The organism is Streptomyces massasporeus (assembly GCF_014648995.1).
GTDB classification, from domain to species: domain Bacteria; phylum Actinomycetota; class Actinomycetes; order Streptomycetales; family Streptomycetaceae; genus Streptomyces; species Streptomyces massasporeus.
The window spans coordinates 42,117-62,043 of sequence record NZ_BMSE01000018.1; the positions used below are offsets into that span (position 1 = coordinate 42,117).

Annotated in this window: 19 protein-coding genes and 1 pseudogene; 11 read left to right on the top strand and 9 right to left on the bottom strand. The window is 72.5% G+C overall.

Annotated features, from left to right (window positions below; genetic code table 11):
- The first annotated feature begins 71 nt into the window (after positions 1 to 71).
- The gene (locus IE153_RS31250) at positions 72 to 695 is read left to right on the top strand and encodes a LysE family translocator (protein WP_189593103.1); all 624 of its coding nucleotides are present in this window, start codon (positions 72 to 74) and stop codon (positions 693 to 695) included.
- A gap of 6 nt (positions 696 to 701) precedes the next feature.
- On the opposite strand, the gene IE153_RS31255 is transcribed toward IE153_RS31250, so the two are convergent.
- Positions 702 to 1,358 (bottom strand): nucleoside/nucleotide kinase family protein, encoded by a 657-nt coding sequence (locus IE153_RS31255; RefSeq protein ID WP_189593104.1) that lies wholly within the window; start codon positions 1,356 to 1,358, stop codon positions 702 to 704.
- A gap of 119 nt (positions 1,359 to 1,477) precedes the next feature.
- Between IE153_RS31255 and IE153_RS31260 the strand changes: the two genes are divergently transcribed.
- From IE153_RS31260 to nicT, 5 genes and pseudogenes are all read left to right on the top strand, one after another.
- A complete protein-coding gene (locus IE153_RS31260) occupies positions 1,478 to 2,215 on the top strand; it encodes a beta-phosphoglucomutase family hydrolase (RefSeq protein WP_189593105.1) in 738 nt (245 codons plus the stop codon).
- Positions 2,212 to 4,566, top strand: coding sequence for a glycoside hydrolase family 65 protein (locus IE153_RS31265; protein WP_189593106.1), 2,355 nt, complete (start codon positions 2,212 to 2,214; stop codon positions 4,564 to 4,566). Before IE153_RS31260 ends, IE153_RS31265 begins: the two co-directional genes overlap by 4 nt.
- 101 nt (positions 4,567 to 4,667) lie before the next feature.
- The gene (locus IE153_RS31270; RefSeq protein WP_189593107.1) at positions 4,668 to 6,146 is read left to right on the top strand and encodes a hypothetical protein; all 1,479 of its coding nucleotides are present in this window, start codon (positions 4,668 to 4,670) and stop codon (positions 6,144 to 6,146) included.
- A gap of 70 nt (positions 6,147 to 6,216) precedes the next feature.
- Positions 6,217 to 6,510, top strand: a pseudogene (locus IE153_RS31275) (proteasome subunit beta); the annotation flags it as partial.
- 150 nt (positions 6,511 to 6,660) lie between these two features.
- Positions 6,661 to 7,821: a Nickel transporter NicT gene (gene nicT, locus IE153_RS31280; RefSeq protein ID WP_189593108.1), complete on the top strand. Its 1,161-nt coding sequence runs from the start codon at positions 6,661 to 6,663 to the stop codon at positions 7,819 to 7,821.
- Here the strand turns inward: nicT and IE153_RS31285 are convergent.
- Genes IE153_RS31285 through IE153_RS31295 form a run of 3 tightly spaced genes read right to left on the bottom strand, consistent with a single transcriptional unit; the run spans position 7,811 to position 10,481 of the window.
- Positions 7,811 to 7,993, bottom strand: a complete 183-nt coding sequence (locus IE153_RS31285) for a hypothetical protein (protein ID WP_189593109.1) — start codon at positions 7,991 to 7,993, stop codon at positions 7,811 to 7,813. The genes nicT and IE153_RS31285 overlap by 11 nt on opposite strands.
- A gap of 35 nt (positions 7,994 to 8,028) precedes the next feature.
- Positions 8,029 to 9,000, bottom strand: a complete 972-nt coding sequence (locus IE153_RS31290; RefSeq protein ID WP_189593110.1) for a hypothetical protein — start codon at positions 8,998 to 9,000, stop codon at positions 8,029 to 8,031.
- Between the two features lie 11 nt (positions 9,001 to 9,011).
- Positions 9,012 to 10,481, bottom strand: coding sequence for an APC family permease (locus IE153_RS31295; protein WP_189593111.1), 1,470 nt, complete (start codon positions 10,479 to 10,481; stop codon positions 9,012 to 9,014).
- 409 nt (positions 10,482 to 10,890) lie between these two features.
- On the opposite strand from IE153_RS31295, the gene IE153_RS31300 reads away from it, so the two are divergent.
- On the top strand, positions 10,891 to 11,382 hold the full coding sequence (locus IE153_RS31300; protein WP_189593221.1) for a DUF5709 domain-containing protein: 492 nt from the start codon (positions 10,891 to 10,893) through the stop codon (positions 11,380 to 11,382).
- Positions 11,383 to 11,467: 85 nt separating this feature from the next.
- On the opposite strand, the gene IE153_RS31305 is transcribed toward IE153_RS31300, so the two are convergent.
- On the bottom strand, positions 11,468 to 11,674 hold the full coding sequence (locus IE153_RS31305) for a hypothetical protein (RefSeq protein ID WP_031110000.1): 207 nt from the start codon (positions 11,672 to 11,674) through the stop codon (positions 11,468 to 11,470).
- 219 nt (positions 11,675 to 11,893) lie between these two features.
- Here IE153_RS31305 and IE153_RS31310 point away from each other — a divergent pair, with 219 nt between their 5' ends.
- On the top strand, positions 11,894 to 12,127 hold the full coding sequence (locus IE153_RS31310) for a chaplin (RefSeq protein ID WP_189593112.1): 234 nt from the start codon (positions 11,894 to 11,896) through the stop codon (positions 12,125 to 12,127).
- A gap of 65 nt (positions 12,128 to 12,192) precedes the next feature.
- Here the strand turns inward: IE153_RS31310 and IE153_RS31315 are convergent, their stop codons facing one another.
- Positions 12,193 to 13,302 (bottom strand): PP2C family protein-serine/threonine phosphatase, encoded by a 1,110-nt coding sequence (locus IE153_RS31315; protein ID WP_189593113.1) that lies wholly within the window; start codon positions 13,300 to 13,302, stop codon positions 12,193 to 12,195.
- A 302-nt stretch (positions 13,303 to 13,604) separates the two neighbouring features.
- On the opposite strand from IE153_RS31315, the gene IE153_RS31320 reads away from it, so the two are divergent.
- On the top strand, positions 13,605 to 14,498 hold the full coding sequence (locus tag IE153_RS31320; RefSeq protein ID WP_189593114.1) for a GNAT family N-acetyltransferase: 894 nt from the start codon (positions 13,605 to 13,607) through the stop codon (positions 14,496 to 14,498).
- A gap of 68 nt (positions 14,499 to 14,566) precedes the next feature.
- On the opposite strand, the gene IE153_RS31325 is transcribed toward IE153_RS31320, so the two are convergent.
- Positions 14,567 to 15,442: a Gfo/Idh/MocA family protein gene (locus IE153_RS31325; protein ID WP_189593115.1), complete on the bottom strand. Its 876-nt coding sequence runs from the start codon at positions 15,440 to 15,442 to the stop codon at positions 14,567 to 14,569.
- A 205-nt stretch (positions 15,443 to 15,647) separates the two neighbouring features.
- On the opposite strand from IE153_RS31325, the gene helR reads away from it, so the two are divergent.
- The gene (gene helR, locus IE153_RS31330; RefSeq protein ID WP_189593116.1) at positions 15,648 to 17,816 is read left to right on the top strand and encodes an RNA polymerase recycling motor ATPase HelR; all 2,169 of its coding nucleotides are present in this window, start codon (positions 15,648 to 15,650) and stop codon (positions 17,814 to 17,816) included.
- A gap of 159 nt (positions 17,817 to 17,975) precedes the next feature.
- Here helR and IE153_RS31335 read toward each other — a convergent pair whose 3' ends face one another.
- Positions 17,976 to 18,386, bottom strand: coding sequence for a VOC family protein (locus tag IE153_RS31335; protein WP_189593117.1), 411 nt, complete (start codon positions 18,384 to 18,386; stop codon positions 17,976 to 17,978).
- 174 nt (positions 18,387 to 18,560) lie between these two features.
- Between IE153_RS31335 and IE153_RS31340 the strand changes: the two genes are divergently transcribed.
- Positions 18,561 to 19,412, top strand: a complete 852-nt coding sequence (locus IE153_RS31340) for an aldo/keto reductase (RefSeq protein ID WP_189593118.1) — start codon at positions 18,561 to 18,563, stop codon at positions 19,410 to 19,412.
- Positions 19,413 to 19,619: 207 nt separating this feature from the next.
- Here IE153_RS31340 and IE153_RS31345 read toward each other — a convergent pair whose 3' ends face one another.
- A complete protein-coding gene (locus tag IE153_RS31345) occupies positions 19,620 to 19,850 on the bottom strand; it encodes a hypothetical protein (protein ID WP_031110190.1) in 231 nt (76 codons plus the stop codon).
- Positions 19,851 to 19,927 lie beyond the last annotated feature (77 nt).

The following is a 19,927-nucleotide window of genomic DNA, read 5'->3' on the forward strand; positions in this document are numbered from 1 at the left end:
AGATCATGCCCCATCGGCGGGCGGCCGGGAAACGGCTTGCCGGGACGGACCGACTCGGCGATTCTGGCGCGATGTCGACCTCCTTCGTCGCGTTCGTCGGCGCCGCCTTCCTGATCGCCATGGCACCGGGGCCGAGCACGGTCGTGATCCTGCGCCGGTCGGTGGCCGACGGTCGCAGAACCGGGATGGCCGCCGTCCTGGGCAACGAGTGCGGTGTGCTGCTGTGGGGCCTGGCAGCGGCCTTCGGCCTGTCGGCACTGGTGCTGGCCTCGCAGATCGCCTACGACGTCATCCGGATCGCGGGTGCCGCGGTGCTGGTGTGGATGGGAGCCCGTGCGCTGTGGCAGGCCCGGCTTCCCGGCGGCGGGGAGGCGGAGCCGGCCGCGGGGACGGCGGACTCACTGCGGCGGGCCTACTGGCAGGGGCTGGTCACCAACGCCGCGAACCCCAAAGCGGGGCTGTTCGCGGTCTCCTTCCTGCCTCAGTTCGTGCCCGAGGGGGCCGCCGTGCTGCCCACCCTGCTCGCCCTCTCGGTGGTCTGGGCCGTGGTGGACCTGCTCTGGTACCTGCCCGTGGTGTGGCTGGCAGGGCGGGTCGGGGGCGTGCTCAGGAGGCAGTCCGTGCGGCGTCGCATGGAGCAGGTTTCGGGTGCTGTCCTGGTGGGGCTGGGCGTGCGGCTGGCCGTGGACGCCTGAGGGGGTTCACGCCTCCGCGCGGGGCAGTGCCGACTCCGGAACCACGAGGTCCGCCCGCCCCCGCGTCGTCGCGACCAGGTCGGCGTTGCGCTCGTCCGAGCGTGACACCCAGGCCACCGCCTCCTCGTGTGTCTTGCCGAACCGCTCGTGGCGGGCGACCAGGCGGCGGACGCGCTCGGGCTCGGGCGGCTCGCAGAACCACACCTCGTCGAGGAGGGGGCCGACGCGGGGCCAGGCGCCGGTGGTCAGGAGCAGGTAGTTGCCCTCGGTGATGACCAGACGGGCCGTCGGCGGCACCGGGACCGCCCCCGCGAGCGGCTGCTCCAGGACGCGTTCAAAACCGGGCGCGTAGACGATGTCGTCGCCGGGCTCGTCGCGCAGCCGCCGCAGCAGGGCCGCGTACCCGGCCGCGTCGAACGTGTCGGGCGCGCCCTTGCGGTCCCGGCGGCCGAGACGCTCCAGTTCGGCGTCGGCGAGGTGGAAGCCGTCCATGGGGACGTGTGCGACCCAGGGGTCGCCGGTGCCGTTCAACTCCCGTACCAGGTGCTCGGCGAGCGTCGACTTGCCCGCGCCGGGGCTGCCCGCGATGCCGAGGATCGCGCGCCGGCCGTCCCGGGGGAGGGTCCGGGCGCGGTGGACGAGGTCGTCGAAGGTGAGCGGCACAGAGAGAGTCTGCCACCCGGGGCGGGCGCGAACGCCGGGGGGCGTCACACCCCTCGCGCCCCCCGGGGTGTGGCGTGCGCCACTCACTGGAACATCTCCGGGTGGGGAACCGGTCCTGTATGACGCAGCTCGGTCTCCCCGAAGACATCCACGCCTGCCTGTTCGACCTCGACGGAGTCGTCACCAGGACGGCCGTCGTGCACGCGGCCGCCTGGAAGGAGATGTTCGACGCCTTCCTGCGCGAGCGGGACGGTGCGGAGTACCGGCCGTTCACATCGGCGGACTACGACGAGTACGTCGACGGGCGGCCACGCGCCGACGGGGTGCGCACCTTCCTCGCCTCCCGCAGCATCGACCTGCCGGACGGCGACCCGGACGACCCACCGGGCGCCGAGACCGTGCACGGACTCGGCAACCGCAAGAACGAGCTGGTCCTGGAGAAGATCCGCACCGACGGCGTCGAGGCCTACGACGGCACGCTGCGCTACCTGGAGTCCGTCCGCGCGCACGGGCTCAGCACGGCGATCGTCTCCTCCAGCGCCAACTGCCGTGACGTGCTCCGCTCGATCGGCGCCGAGCACTTCTTCGACGTCCGCATCGACGGCGTCGTCGCCGCGGAGCGCAAACTGCCCGGCAAGCCGCACCCCGACACGTTCCTGGCCGCCGCCGAGGACCTCGGCGTCGACCCCTCCGAAGCGGCCGTCTTCGAGGATGCCCTGGCCGGCATGGACGCCGGCCGCGCGGGCCGTTTCGGATACGTCGTCGGAGTCGACCGGGTCGGGCAGACCGACGCGCTGTACCGGCACGGCGCCGACATCGTGGTGCAGGACCTCGCCGAACTGGGGGAGACCGAGTGATCACACAGCGGGCGTACAACGTCGAGCCCTGGGCCGTGCGCGAGACGGAACTCAACCTCGACGTCCTGGCGCAGAGCGAGTCCGTGTTCGCCCTGTCCAACGGGCACGTCGGCTGGCGCGGCAACCTCGACGAGGGCGAACCCCACGGGCTGCCCGGTTCCTACCTCAACGGGGTCCACGAACTGCACCCGCTGCCGTACGCCGAGGCCGGCTACGGCTACCCCGAGTCCGGCCAGACCTCCATCAACGTCACCAACGGCAAGGTGCTGCGGCTCCTGGTCGACGACGAGCCGTTCGACCTGCGCTACGGGCGGCTCGTCACCCACGAGCGGACCCTCGACCTGCGGCGGGGCGTCCTGGAGCGGGTCTGCGAATGGACCTCGCCGGCCGGCTCGACCGTCCGGGTCCGCTCCACGCGCCTGGTGTCCCTCACCCAGCGCGCGATAGCCGCCGTCGCCTACGAGGTGGAACCCGTCGACAGCCGGACCCGCGTGGTCGTCCAGTCGGAGCTCGTCACCAACGAGAGCCTCCCCGAGCCGGACGGCGACCCGCGCGCCGCCAAAGCGCTGAAGTCACCGCTGGAACCGGAGGAGGACCTCGCCACGGGCAGCCGGCTGCGCCTGGTCCACCGCACCCGCCGCAGCGGCCTGCGGGTCGCCGTGGCCGCCGACCACACCGTCACCGGCCCCGAACGGACCACCACGAGCAGCGAGTCCAACGTGGACGTGGCCCGGCTGACCATCACCTCCGTCCTGGAACCGGGGGAGCGGCTGCGCGTGGAGAAGCTGGTCGCGCACGGCTGGTCCGGCGTCCGCTCCCGGCCCGCGATGAGCGACCAGGTCGAGGCGGCCCTGGCGGCGGCCGGGCACAGCGGCTGGCAGGGGCTCCTGGAGGACCAGCGGGCCTACCTCGACGACTTCTGGGCGCGCGCCGACGTCGAGATCGACGGCGACGAGGAGATCCAGCAGGCCGTCCGCTTCGCCCTCTTCCACGTCCTCCAGGCCGGGGCCCGCGCCGAACAGCGCGCCATCCCCGCCAAGGGACTCACCGGCTCCGGCTACGACGGCCACGCCTTCTGGGACACCGAGGCGTTCGTGCTGCCGCTGCTGACGTACACCGCGCCGAAGTCCGCCGCCGAGGCCCTGCGCTGGCGCCTGGACACCCTGCCCGCCGCCCGGGAGCGGGCCACCCAACTCGGTCTGCGGGGCGCCGCGTTCCCGTGGCGGACCATCGAGGGCTCGGAGGGCTCCGCGTACTGGCCGGCCGGCACGGCGGCCTTCCACGTGGGCGCCGACATCGCCGACGCCGTCGTGCGGTACGTGGCCGTCACCGGTGACGAGACCTTCGAACGCGAGGTCGGCGTGGAGCTGCTGGTGGAGACCGCCCGCCTGTGGCGCTCCCTCGGTCACCACGACGACCGGGGCGTCTTCCACATCGACGGTGTCACCGGACCGGACGAGTACAGCGCGATCGCCGACGACAACACGTACACCAACCTCATGGCCCGGGCGAACCTGCTGGCCGCCGCCGACGCCTGCAAACGCCACCCCGACGAGGCCGCACGGCTCGGCGCCGACGAGGAGGAGCGGGCCGCCTGGCGGGACGCCGCCGAGGCCATGAACGTCCCGTACAACGAGGAACTCGGCGTGCACGAGCAGCACGCCGGCTTCACCCGCCACCAGCGCTGGGACTTCGCCGGCACCGGCCCGGACCAGTACCCCCTGATGCTCCACTTCCCCTACTTCGACCTGTACCGCAAACAGGTCATCAAGCAGGCGGACCTGGTGCTGGCGATGTACACCTGCGGCGCGTTCTTCGAGGAGTACTTCGACGAGGAGCAGATCGCCCGCAACTTCGCCTACTACGAGCCGCTGACCGTCCGCGACTCCTCCCTGTCCGCCTGCGTCCAGGCCGTCATGGCCGCCCGGGCCGGCCACCTCGACCTGGCGAGCGACTACACGGCCGAGGCCGCGCTGATGGACCTCGGCGACCTGGAGCACAACACCCGCGACGGCCTGCACATCGCCTCGCTGGCCGGTACCTGGATGGCCCTGGTCGCCGGGTTCGGCGGCATGCGGTGCAGCGACGGCACCCTGCGGTTCGCGCCCCGCCTGCCCGAGCGCTACAGCCGGCTCGCCTTCACCGTGGGCTTCCTCGACCGGTGCCTGCGCGTCGAACTGACCGCCGACCGGGCCACGTACACCCTGAACTCCGGCTTGCCCCTGACCATCCGCCACCACGGCACCGAGCTCACGGTGAGCGAGGACGCCCCCGTCTCCCACCCCATCCCCGACCTGCCCCACCGCCCGGCCCCGGGCCAGCCCTCGCACCGCGCCCCGAACGCCCGCTGACCCACTCGCGGGTCAGGCACTTGGCCGAGTTCCGCCCTGCATGCCCACGCCCCCCGGGTTAGCGTGATCGTGTTTTCGATCAACGGGGCAAGGGGCGGAACATGGCCGATGGCGCGAACGCCATCCTGGTACGACGGCGAAGACGCGAACAGACGGCGGGGCCGCGCACCACCCGCTGGACGCGCGGCAACCGCTCGTCAGCCGTCCTGGCCGCCGTCTTCACGCTCGCGCAGCTCGCCCTGGTCCGGCCCGTCCTGGGCCTGGGCTGGGACGAGATCGTCTACGTCAGCCAGGTCACCTCGCACCACCCCGCGGCGTTCTTCAGCGCCCCCCGTTCCCGCGGCGTCTCGCTGCTGGTCGCGCCCGTCGCGTCCTGGTCGCCGTCCGTCCCCCTGCTGCGCGTCTATCTCGCCCTGCTGTCCGGACTCGCCCTCTACCTGGCCCTGCGCGCCTGGCGCGGCCTGTTCCCGACCCGCGTCCTGCTCGGCGGCGGGGCCCTCTTCGCCTCCCTGTGGTTGACCCTCTTCTACGGTCCCCAGGCCATGCCCAACTACTGGGTCGCGATCGGTGCCCTGATCAGCGTCGGCTGCTTCCTGAGGATAGGGGCGGAACGTTCCTCCCCCAGGACGCTGTGGGGCCTCGCGGCGGGCGGCGCGCTGATGGCCTGGATGCGTCCCACCGACGCGGTCTACGTGGCCGTGCCGCTGCTCGTCCTCGCCCTGGTGCGCCGCCACTGGCGCCTCCTGCTCGTGCTCGCGGCGGGCCTCGCGGCGGGCGTCGTGCCCTGGGTGATCGAGGCGTACCTGAGCCACGGCGGCCTCGGGGCGCGGCTGGCGGAGGCCTCCCGGATCCAGGGCGGGCTGGGCTGGCAGATCGCCGTCGACGACCAGCTGCGCAGCCTGGGAGGACGGGCCCTGTGCCGGCCGTGCACCGGGTCGATGCCCACCCCGCTGGTCACCTTCTGGTGGTTCACCCTGCCCGTCCTGGTCGGCCTCGCGCTGGTGGTCGCGGCCCGTGCCCGGCGCCTGGAACGGACCCTGGTCCCGCTGGCCTGCGCCACCACGGCCGCGCTGCCGTACCTGTTCATGATCGGCTACGCGGCCCCGCGCTTCCTCCAGCCGGCCTACGCGCTGCTCGCGATCCCGGTCGCCGACGCCCTGTGGCACCTGGTCAGAGGCCCGGGCGGATCATGGCGCCCGGTGGCCGCCCCGCTGGTCGCGCTCGTCCTGGCCGGGCATCTCGCGGCGCAGCTCGCCGTTCTGGACGGCGCCGTGTCGCGCAACACCGAGAGCCGCCGCGACTGGGGCCGCACCGCCGACGCCCTGCACCGGCTCGGCGTTCGCCCACCCTGCCTGCTCACCGGCCACGAGGCCATCCCGATCGGCTACTACACCGGCTGCTCCTCGGGGGCGACGTCCGGAAACAACGAGAACATCACCGTGGCCGGGGTCCTGCGCACCGCGGACCGCCTCCCGGTCGCCCACCTGGCACCGGCCGGCGGCACCCCGCCCCGCTACGCCCGCTCCTGGCCCGCCCACCGGATCTCGGACCTGGACGTCCGTGTCGCGCCGGGGCCCTGACGCAGCGCGGCGCGTTTCCCGTCCGTCCGGCTCAGGTAGGAGTCGGTCGACGGCAACGATCGAGATCGGCTTCCACGCCGAGGGCTCCGGATCGCCGTACGCCCGGGGCGCGTTGAAGAAGCTGTGCCGCCCGGGCATGTCCCGGCGCGAGGCGGCCCTGGCCGCCCTGCAGGCGCTGTACGACGCGGCGGACGACGACTCCGCGACCGGCGGCCCCGACCTCACCCGTCGCATCTACCCGATCGTCTCGGTCATCACCGAGGACGGCTTCGAGCGACTGGCCGAGACGGAGACGGAGGAGCTCAGCCGCGCGATGGTCGAGCAGCGTCACACCCGGCCGGAGGGACCGAACGCCGAGGTCTGACACCGGACGGCTCCCTGTCGCCCGGCGGAGTTTTCGGTTCCATGGACAAGACCTGTCACGGGCTTTACTGCACATCACTTGCAGGTACCGCAGGATGGCACGAGGCTGTTCACCGCAGCCGTCCCGTCCGACAGAAGGACCTTCCCCCCGATGACGGCCGCCCCTGAGTCCACTCCGCGCCTCCCCGCCCCGGCCCCCGCCCAGCGCACGGCCTGGCACCGCGTCCGCACCTCCATGACGCGGCGGGAGTGGACCAGGGTCGGGGGGATGGCGGCCTTCATCCTGGCCCTGCACGTGATCGGCTGGTTCACCCTCGTCGCGATCGTCGCCCCGCAGCACCACGCCATCGGCACTCAGACCTTCGGCGTCGGCATCGGCGTCACCGCCTACACGCTGGGCATGCGGCACGCCTTCGACGCCGACCACATCGCCGCCATCGACAACACCACCCGCAAGCTGATGGGGGAGGGGCAGCGCCCGCTGTCGGTCGGCTTCTGGTTCTCCCTCGGTCACTCCAGCGTCGTCTTCGTCCTGGCGTTCCTGCTCACCCTCGGTGTGAAGACCCTGGCCGGGCCGGTCCGCGACGACGGCTCCTCACTGCACGACGTCACCGGCCTGATCGGCACGACCGTCTCCGGGACGTTCCTCTACCTCATCGCGGGCGTCAACCTCGTCATCCTGGCCGGCATCTGGAAGGTGTTCCGCGCGATGCGCTCCGGCCGCTACGACGAGGCCGCCCTGGAGGAGCAGCTGAACAACCGCGGCCTGATGAACCGTCTGCTGGGTCGTGTCATGAGGTCGGTGTCCAGGCCCTGGCACATGTACCCGCTGGGCCTGCTGTTCGGCCTCGGCTTCGACACCGCCACCGAGATCGCCCTGCTGGTCCTGGCCGGCTCCGGCGCCGCCTCCGGACTGCCCTGGTACGCGATCCTGTGCCTGCCCGTCCTGTTCGCCGCGGGCATGTGTCTCCTGGACACCGTCGACGGCTCGTTCATGAACTTCGCCTACGGCTGGGCCTTCTCCAAGCCGGTGCGCAAGGTCTACTACAACCTCACCATCACGGGCCTGTCCGTCGCCGTGGCCCTCCTCATCGGCACGGCCGAACTCCTCGGCCTCCTCGCCGAGCGGCTCGGCCTGCACGGCCCGTTCTGGGACTGGATCTCCGGCCTCGACCTCAACGTCCTGGGCTATGTCGTCGTCGCCCTGTTCTTCGCCACCTGGGTGGTGGCGCTGGTGGTGTGGAGGGTCGGACGCATCGAGGAGAAGTGGTCGGGGGACCTGGCCGGGCCGGGGCGCGGCGTCAATCCATGACGGCCATGGCATAGGCGAGCGCCAGGACCACCGCAAGGCCGACGGCGGCCACCGCGAGCACGACCGCACCGAACAGGCACGTCACCACGGACATCCCCATCCAGGCGACCCGGCGCGCGCGTTCGGCCTCCCGGACCGCGTTGCCGTCCTCGTACCAGCCGTCATCAGCCATGACACCCTCCCGGCGGGGAGACTACAGCCAGGCGCTCACGCCCCCGGCCGCAGCTCCTTGCGCCACTTGGTGATCTGCTTCTCCGCATCGCCCGTGTACGACCACGGCGTGCGGGTCGCGCGGGGCCCCAGCATGCCCAGCAGGATGCCCGCGATGTCCCTGGCACCCGCCGTGCAGGCCGCGTGGGCCAGGTAGTTGAAGTCGCGGAGTTCGGCGGGCGCGATCCCGGTCTCCGTCCGGCCCATGACCCAGCGCTGCCAGGTCCGCCGCAGGTCGCTCGCCGCACCGTCGTGGTTCCAGTGCTGCGACAGGCCCACGGCGGAGTGCCTGCCCTGCGCGGCGTCCAGGGCGAAGCGGTACTCCTCGACCCGGGCGTACTGCACCAGCACCGGCAGCGGACAGCCGGGCGGTGCCACCCCGGCCGCGTCCCGGGCGAAGTCGTACATCAGGCCGTGCGTGCCGTGCCAGCGCGCCGAGTAGTAGTGCAGCACTTGCAGGTGCCCCTCGATGCTGTACGGGTCGCGCCCGTGCAACTCGTCCCACCAGCGCCCCAGTTCCTGGCGCCGGACCCCCGAGGGGTACAGCCGCGCCACCGAGATCAGCGACACCCAGGGCGTCGGATCCTCCGGGTGCGCCTCCGCCGCCGTCAGGCAGGCCAGCACCGCGGCGTCCACGCGCTGCCGGTCGATCGGCACGCCCCGGCCGGCCGCGATGGCCACGTTGAAGGTCCGGGCCGTCTCCGTGGCCGCCCGCAGCACCAGCGCGTCGGCGCTGTGGGCGTCCGCGGAGAGCCAGGACTCCACCGTCGAACTGCCCGCGCACACCTGCGCGAGCTGCCGTATCCGGTGGCCTCGGGACGCCCAGTCGCGGCCGGTGGCGCCCAGCAGGTCCCGCAGTCCCTGCCAGCGGCCGATCACGACGTCCTGGCGGGCGGAGGTCAGGTCGGTGTCCCCGCAGTCGGGGTCGAAGTCGGGGGTGAAACCACGTCTGAGACTGCCTCGCGCCATCGGGGTCCTCCTCAGAAGTCGGTGGAGAGACCCTCGTGGACGCGGGCGTGGCCGTCCTGTTCGCCGGGCACGTAGTCCGTCTCGACCGCGCGGGAGGCGTCCAGTTTCGCGGGCCGGTAGTAGTCGCTGCCCTGCCTCCAGTACCAGAGCATCGGGATCAGCCCGACCGCCAGCCCGCCGATGCCGATCGAGATCGCGGCGTTGCTCAGCTCGCCCAGCGACTCCACGAAGACCCAGAACATGAACAGGGCGCCGCACAGCGGCCACAGACCGCCGAAGAGGAAGTTGGACGCGGACTTCAGCAGCATCTTCCGGTACGCGACGACCACCGCGAGCCCCGCGAGCCCGTAGTAGACCGCGATCTGCAGGCCGATCGCCGAGATGGCGTCGGAGAGGATGTCGCCCACCGAACCCAGGGCGTTGGAGGCGATGAACATCACCAGCGCCACCGACCCGACCACCACGATCGCCACCCAGGGCGTGTTCCACCGGCGGTGCACCCGGCCCAGCGCAGACGGCATCGTACGGTCCCGGCCCATCGCGAACAGCGAGCGCGTGACCTGGATCAGCGTCGTCTCCAGCGTGGCGATGGTGGACAGCATCACGGCCACGATCAGCAGCTTGCCGCCCCAGCCCGGCCAGACCTCCTCGCCGAGCACCGCCAGCACGTTCGCGTCGTTCTCCTCGATCTGCTTCGAGGACAGGATCACGTTCACCGCGATGGTGAACACCTCGAACAGCAGGAAGACGATGCCCACCCCGATCAGGCCCGCGAGTCCCGTCGTACGGCGGCTGTTGCGGGTCTCCTCGCTGAGGTTGCTGGTGACGTCCCAGCCCCAGTAGTAGAACGCGGCGATGAGCGCGCCCGAGGCGAAACCGGCCATGCCGTCGAAGTGGGAGAAGCCGAGCCAGGACCAGTCGAAGGCGCGGGCGTTGTCCGTGTGGAAGAAGGCGAGCACCGCGAACAGCGCCAGGACGACGAGCTCGACGCCGGACATGATCAGCTGGGCCCGCACCGTGAGCCGGGCGCCGCCCAGCACCACGCACAGCATGATGACGAACCAGGCCGCGCCGACCACCGTGGACAGCGCGGTGTTGTCCGCGAGGGTGTCGTCGAAGAGCGCGAGCGTCATCGACCCGGCGGGCAGCGAACCGGCCACCATGAAGATCGTCGCCGAGATCACCAGCGCCCAGCCGCTGATGAAGCCCAGGAACGGGTGGAGCGTGCGCCCCACCCACGAGTAGCTGGCGCCCGCGTTGACGTCGATCCGGCCGAGGTAGCTGAACGCCAGCGCGATGCCCAGCATGGGTATCGCGCAGTACAGCAGGGCGGCCGGACTGGCCAGTCCCACCGCGCCCACCAGGACGGCGGTGGTCGCGGCCAGCGAATACGCCGGTGCGCTGCCGGCGACTGCCATCACCACGGTGTCGAACGTGCTGAGGACGTTGGCCTGCAGCCCTCTGCCCCTGCTGTAGCTCATGGATACGCCGCTTTCACTTGTGCACGACCGGGGGCGGGCAGGCCGTCCCGGAGGCGTTGGGGGGTGGGGGGTGGAGCTCGCCGCCGGACGGAGGAGGGTGGTCTCCGGCCCGGTGACGGTGAAAAAGGGGTGGTGGATACCGTGCTGCCGCCGCGTCGGCAGTCGGTCACACCGTGTGTGCGAGTGATGATAGTCCCACTCCTTGATCTTTCAAGATTGACCGGTGGGTAACGTGCGGCCCGGCCCAGGGTTTTAACTCCCGTTGGCCCGCGAGACGTTCGGTGCGCCGACCCGGCCGGGGATCATCCGCCGAGGTTAGAGACCGCGTAACGGGAAACGCGGAACGCACAGCACGACGAACAAGTCGACGCAGCGCGACAGGGAGGCAGGAGTGATGGGCACGGAACCGATGCGCCCCGAACCGATGGCGGACGACGCGTACCAGCCCACCGGGACCAACGAGGAGCAGGCGGACGCCGCGCCGCTGGACCTGCAGGACGCCGTCGACGAGCGGACGTACGACGACACCCTCGACGAGGGCTACTCCCCGCCGGAGAAGCCCCTCGGCGTCACCAAGCGCGGCACTACCGCCGCGGAGCAGCACGAGGGCGAGACCCTCGACGAGCGGCTGGCCCAGGAGGTCCCCGACGTGTCCGCGGAGCCGGGCGGGGACGGCGTGGGGGACACCCCGGACAGCGACGGCGAACCGGTGGACCCCGAGGCGGGCACCGACCGCGCCGGCCGCCTGGTCGCCCCGGACGAGGGCGCCCACGCGGACACCACGAAGGAGACCGTCGCGACCGATGTCGGCATCGACGGCGGAGCGGCCGGCGCGGAGGAGGCCGCCGTGCACGTGGTGGAGGACGAGACGGCCCTGCCCGAGGACGACGGCGGGGTGTGACCCGCCCGCCGGGCACACAGAGGGCCACCCACCCCGGACGCGACGGCGCCGGGCGGGTGGCCTTCCGTGTGCCGAGGGGGTGCGGCTAGGGCAGCAGCTTCTCCAGGGCGGTGGGTCCCTCCGCCGCCAGCTTGCGCTTGGCCCACTCGAGGTTGTGCGGGGTGAGGTCCTTGCCCGAGGCGAGGACGAGATCCTCCGGCGACACGTCGGTGCCGGTGCGGGCGTGGAGCAGGCGGTCCGGGGTGGCGCGGTCCTCGGGCGGCCGGGATGCGGCGGGCTCTGACGTCGACATGTTCTCTGCTCCTAGGGTCCGGATCGCTGGTGCGGCCCCGGTGCTGAAAAACGGGTCCGATATCACCATTCCCCCCGGGAGCGCGGCGTGCATCCGGAGAGTGCGAAGACGGCCCGGCCGGACCCCGCGCACCCCGTTCGGACGCTCACCGATGTCGCGCCGGCTCACCCCGCGTGACGGTGGAGACACGTGTCCCTGCGACTGACAGGAGCTTTACCCATGCACATACGTGTGACTGCCGCGGCCGGCCTGGCCTGTGCCGCCCTGCTGGCCTTCGCCGGTACCGCGAGCGCGAACGACGGCCCCGTCGGTGTCGCCACCAACAGCCCCGGCGTCCTCTCCGGCAACGTCGTCCAGATCCCGATCGACATCAACGCCAACGTCTGCGGCAACTCGATCAACGTGATCGGGCTGTTCAACCCCGCGTTCGGCAAGTGCGAGATCAAGGACTGACGTACCGGTCGCAAGACCCCGCCGGCGGCGGCCCGCGCGCAGCGGACCGCCGCCGACCGCTGTCTTCAGGGCCCCTCCCGAGGACGCGGCGCGAGCACCAGCATCGTGACGTCGTCCTGCACGTCGGGGCAGTGCCGGACGAGGTCGGTCCACACCCGTTCGGCCAGTGCGACCGGGTCCTCGGCGGCGAGGCCCGGCAGCCGTTCGGCCAGGGGGTAGAAGACCCCGCCCGCGTCCCTGGCCTCGGTGACCCCGTCGGAGGCGAGGAAGAGCCGGTCACCCGCCGTCAGCGGCACCGAGACGGCCCGGGGCGGGGCGGTCCCGGCGAGGCCGAGACCGAGCGGCGTGCACGGCTCGACGTCCAGCTCGACGGCCCTGCCGTCACGCAGCAGCAGCGGTCCGGCCTGTCCGCACGCCACGATCCGCACGACCCGGGCGTCGGCGGAGAAGTCGAGCAGCACCGCCGTCGCGAACAGCTCGGCGTGCGGGTCGTCCGCCGAGTCCACCGCCAGCCTCCGGTCGAGCCGGGCCGCCACCGCCTCCGGGTCCGGCTGGTCCAGCACCGCCTCCCGGAACGCCCCCAGCAGCGACGCGACCGTGGCCACGGCCGACAGCCCGTGCCCCTGCACATCGCCCATCACCGCCCGTACGCCGTAGGGGCCCGCCCGTACGTCGAAGAAGTCGCCGCCGACCAGCGTCCCGCGCTGCGCCGCCCGGTACAGACCCGCACACCGCACCGGCCCGACTCGCTCCGGCAGCAGCGGTACGACGGCCCGCTGCGCGACCTCGGCGACGGTGCGCTCGGTGACCAGCTGCGCGTCCCGCCGGGAGCGGACGTACGACAGCAGCACGCTCAGCACCGAGACGAAGCACACGGTCAGCAGGTCGGTACTGCCCGGATCGTTGAGGCTGAAGACCGGCACGGTCAGCACGACCACCACCAGCGCGCCGAGCACCGCCGTCGCCACCGGGCCGTGTGCCAGCACGGCCAGCGGCGGGATGGCGCCCAGCAGGAAGCCGATGTCGAGCGGCTCCGGGCTGACCAGCTCCGCCAGACAGACGCCCACCAGCAGCGCCGACGGCAGCACCCGGGCCCAGAGGGGCGGCGGTGCGCCGCGCAGCCAGCCCCGCCGGTACGGGTCCCGGCGGGCCGGCCGGCCGCGCACACTGCTCACACCACCACGCTGCAACGCCCGACCGCCCGCCGCACTCCGGGCCCGCCCCGCCGCGGGGCCCTCGGACGCGTCCGGAAGGGCGTCGGCGTCAGCCGGATGCCCGGCTGGAGCCGTGCCCGAAAACCGATGGACGGCCCGTCGGGAGATCCCGTAGCGTGTCGCGCGCCACGCCCAGAGACCAGCGGAAGGAGGGCAGAGCCGTGCCGTTCACACCGATCCCGCGCTCCCTCCCTGTTGTCCCGGCGTGCCTCGACTGACCGACCGGGAGCGCTCCGAGCAGTATGCGTCCCGGAGGACATCCCATGACCGATGTGGTCATCCGCGCGCTCGACCCGAGCGACGCCGAACTCTTCGACACCCTGCCCGACCCGCTGGGCGCCCGTGAGGGCCACCGAACGACCCGGCACCGCCCCGAGTGGAAGCGGGTGGCCCTGCGCGACGGCCGTGTCGTCGCCCGCGGTGCCTGGTGGGGCGGCCCCGACGACACCGAGCCCGTCAACCTCAACTGGTTCGACGTGGCCGAGGGTGAGGAGGAAGCGGGCGCCGCACTCCTGCGCTCCGCCCCCTGGCAGGTCGAACTGGAGCTGAATCTGCCCTCAGGCTGGCGCGACGACCCGGCCCTGCGCAGCGCCGCGGACACCTGCGTCACGGCCGCCCGGAAGGCCGGTTACGACCTCCTGGTCGAACGTTTCCTGTACCGCTGGACCCCCGCGCACGGCCTGCCCGAGCGGCCCGGGCGCCTTGAGTTCCGCGCCGAACCGGACGACGCCGTGTTCTTCGACGCGCTGCGCCGCATCCACTCCGTCACCCTGGACGCCCACGCGCTCAAGGCCATCGAGCAGGGCGGCACCGACCAGGCGGCCCAGGAGGAACTCGACTTCTTCCACTGGTGCCCGTCGCCGCGCGAGTGGTGGCAGGTCGCGTACACGGCGCGGGGCGAACTGGCCGGCATCCACATCCCGGCCCACAACCCCTCGGGCCCATGCATCGGCTTCATCGGCGTCCTGCCGGAACACCGCGGACACGGCTACGCCTACGACCTCCTGGCCGAGTGCACCCACTTCCTCGTCGAGCAGGGGGCGGAGTTCGTCGCCGCGGCCACGGACCGGGGCAACGTCCCCATGGCGGCGAACTTCGCCAAGGCCGGCTACCCGGTGGTGAAGGAGCGGCTCAACTTCGACCCGGCGTCGGCGTAGGAACCGGGCCGCCCGCGAACTCGCCCCGGCCGAAGGGGAGTACCCAGGCCGGGGCCGTCGCGTCGCGCTCAGTCGTTCAGCAGCTCCTGGGCCGCCGTGAGGATCTCCGTCACCCGGAGGCCGAACGCCGCGTCGCAGGCGTGCGGGTGGCCGGTGCGGGCGGCGGCGAGCAGCGCGTCCGCCGCCCGCTTCAGCGCGGGCACCGCTCCGTCGGAGCTGTCCGGCAGCGTCGCGACCCCGGCCTCGCCCCGCAGCTCCACGGCGGCACCGGCCGCGGCGGGCGGTGCCGTCAGGCTCAGGGTGAGAGTGCTCGACGCGCCACCGGTGTGGTCGAGGACGACATGCGCCGTGTCGCCGGGGCCGTACGCCGCCGCTGTCACGCGCCGGACGTCGCCGAGGACCGGCAGCAGCACGGACAGGGCGTGCGGGCCGACGTCCCACAGGGCGCCCTTCTCCCGCCGCCACGGCGTCGCGAAGGGGCTCTCGCTGGTGAACACCGCCCCGAGCCATTCGGCCCGCCCCGTGAACCAGCCCGGCACCGCCGCCTGTTCGGCGATCCACGCCGCCGGTTCGGGCTGGAAGCGGGTCGTGAAGAACACGACCGAGGCGGCCCCGGCCTCCGCGGCGGCCTCGACCACGGCCCGCCCCTGCGCCGGCGTCGGCGCGAGGGGCTTGTCGAGCAGCAGATGGCACCCGGCCCGGGCCGCCCGGGCGGCGAGTGAGGCCTGCACCTCGGGCGGCAGTGCCACCGCGACGGCGTCCACGTCGGCGAACAGCTCGTCGGCGTCGTCGTAGGCGCGGACGCCGTGACGCGCCGCCAGCTCCTTGGCGGCCTCGGGGCGACGGCCCCACACCCCCGCGAAGTCCAGCTCCTCATGCCCGCTCAACGCGGGTGCGTGGGCCAGCTGCGCCCAGGGTCCGGTGCCGAGCAGTCCTATGCGCATGCCGCCGCCTCTCCACGCTGTCGGGACGACGAGCGTGCCACACGGAAACGGCGGTCCGGCAACAAGGGGCGGGCAACAAGAAAGGCAAGGAGTGTTCTCCTCGCCTGTCTCAAGTTATAGCCCACGGGGGGCCTTGCGGCAAGGCCCCCCGGCTCCCGCAGAATGTCCGGCCTAGGCCCAGGACCTGCGGAAACGGGAGCATGACGTGACCCCTGCGACCACGAGCGCATTCGACCTTCCCGACCGCCTCGCGCACAAGGCCGCCCCGGCGTCGATCGCCGGGGACGAACGGCACTTCGCCGCCGTCGCCGACTGCCTGGAGCAGTCGATCGCCGAACTGTCCGACCGTCTGGAGGCCGAGCGCAGGGCTCCCGGCGGCAAGGGCCGGCAGGCCATGGACCGGGACGCCGAGATCCACCGCCTGACCACCCGCCTGCGCGCGCTGCGCCGCTTCGGACTGGACCTGTGCCTCGGGCACATGGTCACCGCGGACGGATCCGGGCCCGTCTACGTGGGACGGCTCGGCCTCACCGACAGCGAGGGGCGCCGGCTGCTGGTCGACTGGCGTTCCCCGGCCGCCGAGCCGTTCTTCGGCGCCACCCATGCCAACCCGATGGGCCTGGCGAGCAGGCGCAGATACCGCTGGACCGGTGGCCGGGTCGTCGACTACTGGGACGAGGTGTTCACCGCCGACGGGTTCGACGGGCACACCGCGCTCGACGACCAGTCCGCCTTCATCGCGAGCCTCGGCACCAACCGCTCGCCCCGCATGCGGGACGTGCTCGGCACCATCCAGGCCGACCAGGACGCCATCATCCGCGCCGGGTCCCGCGGCGCCCTCGTCGTCGACGGCGGCCCGGGCACCGGCAAGACCGTCGTCGCCCTGCACCGCTCCGCCTACCTCCTCTACTCCGACCCGCGCCTCGGGCAGCACCGCCGTGGCGGCGTGCTCTTCGTCGGCCCGCACCGGCCGTACCTGTCCTACGTCTCCGACGTCCTGCCGAGCCTCGGCGAGGAGGGCGTGCAGACCTGCATCCTGCGCGACCTCGTCGACGAGGGTGCCGCCGCCGAGGCCGAGGCCGACCCGGAGGTGGCCCGCCTGAAATCCTCCGCGGACATGGTGCGGGCCATCGAGAAGGCCGTCCGGTTCTACGAGGAACCGCCCACCGAGACGATGACGGTCACGACCCACTGGTCCGACATCCGCCTCGGCGCCCGCGACTGGGCCGCGGCGTTCCAGGCGGCGGAACCCGGCACCCCGCACAACGAGGCACGCGACCAGGTCTGGGAGGAACTCCTCACGATCTGCGTCGACAAGCACGAGGGCGACGCCCCGGAAGACCAGCTCCGCAAGGCCTTGGCGCGGGACCGGGAGCTGCTCACGGTCTTCAACCGCGCCTGGCCGCTGCTCGAGGCGACCGACCTCGTCGGGGACCTCTGGTCCGTGCCCGCCTACCTGCGGATGTGCGCGCCCTGGCTCGACCGCGACGCGGTGCGCACCCTGCAACGCGCCCAGCCGCATGCCTGGACCGTCTCCGACCTGCCGCTGCTGGACGCGGCACGCCAGCGGCTCGGCGACCCGGAGGCCTCACGGCGCAGGCGCCGGCAGGAGGCCGCCGTGGCCGCACAGCAGGACCGCATGGCCGACGTCATCGATGACCTGCTGGAGGCCCACACGTACGACGACGGCGAGGGCGTGCTGGTCATGCTGCACGGGCAGGACATGCGCAACTCCCTCGTCGACGACAGCGCCGTGCCCACCGCCGACCCGGACCGGCTCGCCGGGCCGTTCGTGCACATCGTCGTGGACGAGGCGCAGGAACTGACCGACGCGGAGTGGCAGATGCTGCTGCTGCGCTGCCCGTCCCGGAGCTTCACCATCGTCGGGGACCGTGCCCAGGCGCGGCACGGGTTCACGGAGTCGTGGCGGGAACGGCTGGAGCGGATCGGTCTGGACCGGGTCGAGATGGCCGCCCTGAGCATCAACTACCGGACGCCCGCCGAGATCATGACGGAGGCCGAGCCGGTCATCCGGGCCGCGCTGCCGGACGCCAACGTGCCGACGTCCGTCCGCAGCAGCGGCGTCCCGGTCCGCCACGGGTCCGCCGCGGAGCTGACGTCGGTCCTGGACACCTGGCTGACCGGACACTCCGAGGGCATCGCCTGTGTGATCGGCGATCCCGCGTTCCGCCCGGCCTCGCCCCGCGTCCGGTCGCTCACCCCGGAGCTGTCCAAGGGGCTGGAGTTCGACCTGGTCGTGCTCGTCGACCCGGAGAACTTCGGCCAGGGTGCCGACGGCGTCGAAGGCGCCGTCGACCACTACGTGGCGATGACCCGGGCCACGCAGGAGCTCGTGATCCTCACGGGCTCCTGACGCTCCGACGGCCGATGTCGAGGCGCTGGTGGATGCGGGCCGGGAAGCCCGGCGGTTCGAGGATGTGGCGCAGAGCGCTGTAACCCTTGTGGTTGAAGGAGTCCGCGGTGTGTGGGCGGCCTTCGGGACGGACGGTCCGCGACCGCCGGGCTCGGTTGCTCAGCTCTGTGCGCTGATGTTGACCATCCAGGGGACGCCGAAACGGTCCGTGCACATGCCGAACACGTCGCCCCACATCTGCTTCTCCAGCGGCACCGACACCGAGCCGCCCTCGGACAGCTTCTCCCAGTAGCCCCGCAGCTCGGCGTCGTCGTCACCGCTCAGGCTCACGGAGTAGGAGCCGCCCTGCTCGGACTCCATGCCCGGCGGGTTGTCGGCGCCCATCAGGGTGAAGCCGCTGGTGGTCTCCAGCATGCCGTGCATGATCTTGTCCGCGTTCGGGGCGTCCGCCTGCCCGAAGTCTCCGTAGCTGTTGAGGTCGAGCGTGCCGCCGAAGACCTCCTTGTAGAACTCCATCGCCTGCCGGGCTTCGCCGTTGAAGGTGAGGTACGGGTTGAGGCGCGAGGCCATGAGAACCTCCCAGAAGGGGGCAAAGGGTAGTTTCCGCGCAGCGTATCGCCAGGCGCTGACAACGGCTCGTCGAGCGGGTCGGTGCCCGGGCGGGGCCAGGTGTCACGGCGGCCGGTGTCATCGTCAACTGCCCTTTTAGCGTGGCCTCTTGAGCAGAGGGGGAGAAGGCGGCTCATGGCATCGACGTTCCGCATCGGCGGGGACCTGGACGTAGGGCGGCTCGGTTTCGGAGCCATGCATCTGCCCACCGGGCCCGGCCCTGACCGGGATAACGCCCTCGCGGTGGCCCGGCGGGCCGTGGAGCTGGGCGTCACGCTCATCGACACGGCGCACCTGTACGGCGGCGGAGCCAACGAGGAGCTCCTCGCCGAGGCCCTGCACCCCTACCCGGAAGGCCTGCTGATCACCACCAAGGTCGGTGTCGCGCGCACCGGCCCCGGCGGCGACTGGAAGCTCGACGGACGGCCGGAGATCCTGCGCGACCAGGTCCGGCAGGCCCTGCGACGGCTGCGAATGGAGCGGATCGACCTGCTCCAGCTGCACCGCATCGACCCAGAGACGCCGCTGGCCGACCAGCTCGGCACGCTGCGCGAGCTCCAGGCCGAGGGCCTGGTCGGCCGGATCGGGCTGTCGGAGGTCACCGTCGACGAGCTGGAGCGGGCCAGGGAGCTCGTCGACGTCGTGAGCGTGCAGAACCGCTACAACCTGCTCGACCGGGAGCACGAGGCGGTGCTGGACGCGTGCGCGGCGGCCGGGATCGCCTTCCTGCCGTGGCGGCCGGTGGCCTGGGGGAGCACGGGTGCCGAGGCCGTGGTCGCCGCCGTCGCGGCCGAGCTCGGCGCCAGGCCCACGCAGGTCGCACTCGCCTGGCTCCTCGACCGCGCCCCTGTCGTCCTGCCCATCCCGGGCACGGCCCGGATCGAGCACCTGGAGGAGAACCTCGCCGCGGCCGACCTGAAACTGACGCCTGCCCAGCGTGACCGCCTCGACGGGTTGGCCGGGGGAGCACGGGCCGAATCGGTCTGAGGATTCGGGAAGGGCGATTCCCGCGCCGCCCCGCACGCACAGCCGCTCGCCGGCCAGGAAGAGCGGCGACCCGTCCGTGCCCGGAGCGGGGGCGATCCGGTCGAGCACCGGCCGTTCGGCGCCGGAGAGCGCCGAATCCGAGAGAGCGTGGAGACATGGGTCAGCCCCTCCACGCCGTGCGGCATCCTTCGGCCGGCGTACGCGGGCTCACGCCTCGTCGGACGCCCCGTTGTTCCAGTCGTAGGGGCCGCCGCCCTGCCACTCGATCAGCTCGGTGTCGTCGACGGCCGTGTCGGCCGTGGGCAGGCCCTCGCGGTGCAGCAGGTCCAGTACGTCGAAGAGGCTGTAGGCGACGCCCATGCGCTCGCCGCGGATGGTCACCAGCCGTCCGCCGTCCGTCGCGGGCGGCTGCACGACCACAGGGGGTTGACCGTCCATAGCCCCACCATGCTCCCGAAACGGCCGGACCGCAGCTCGGTGGCGTCCAGAAGCGGTACGGACCCCCTCTCGCGCCG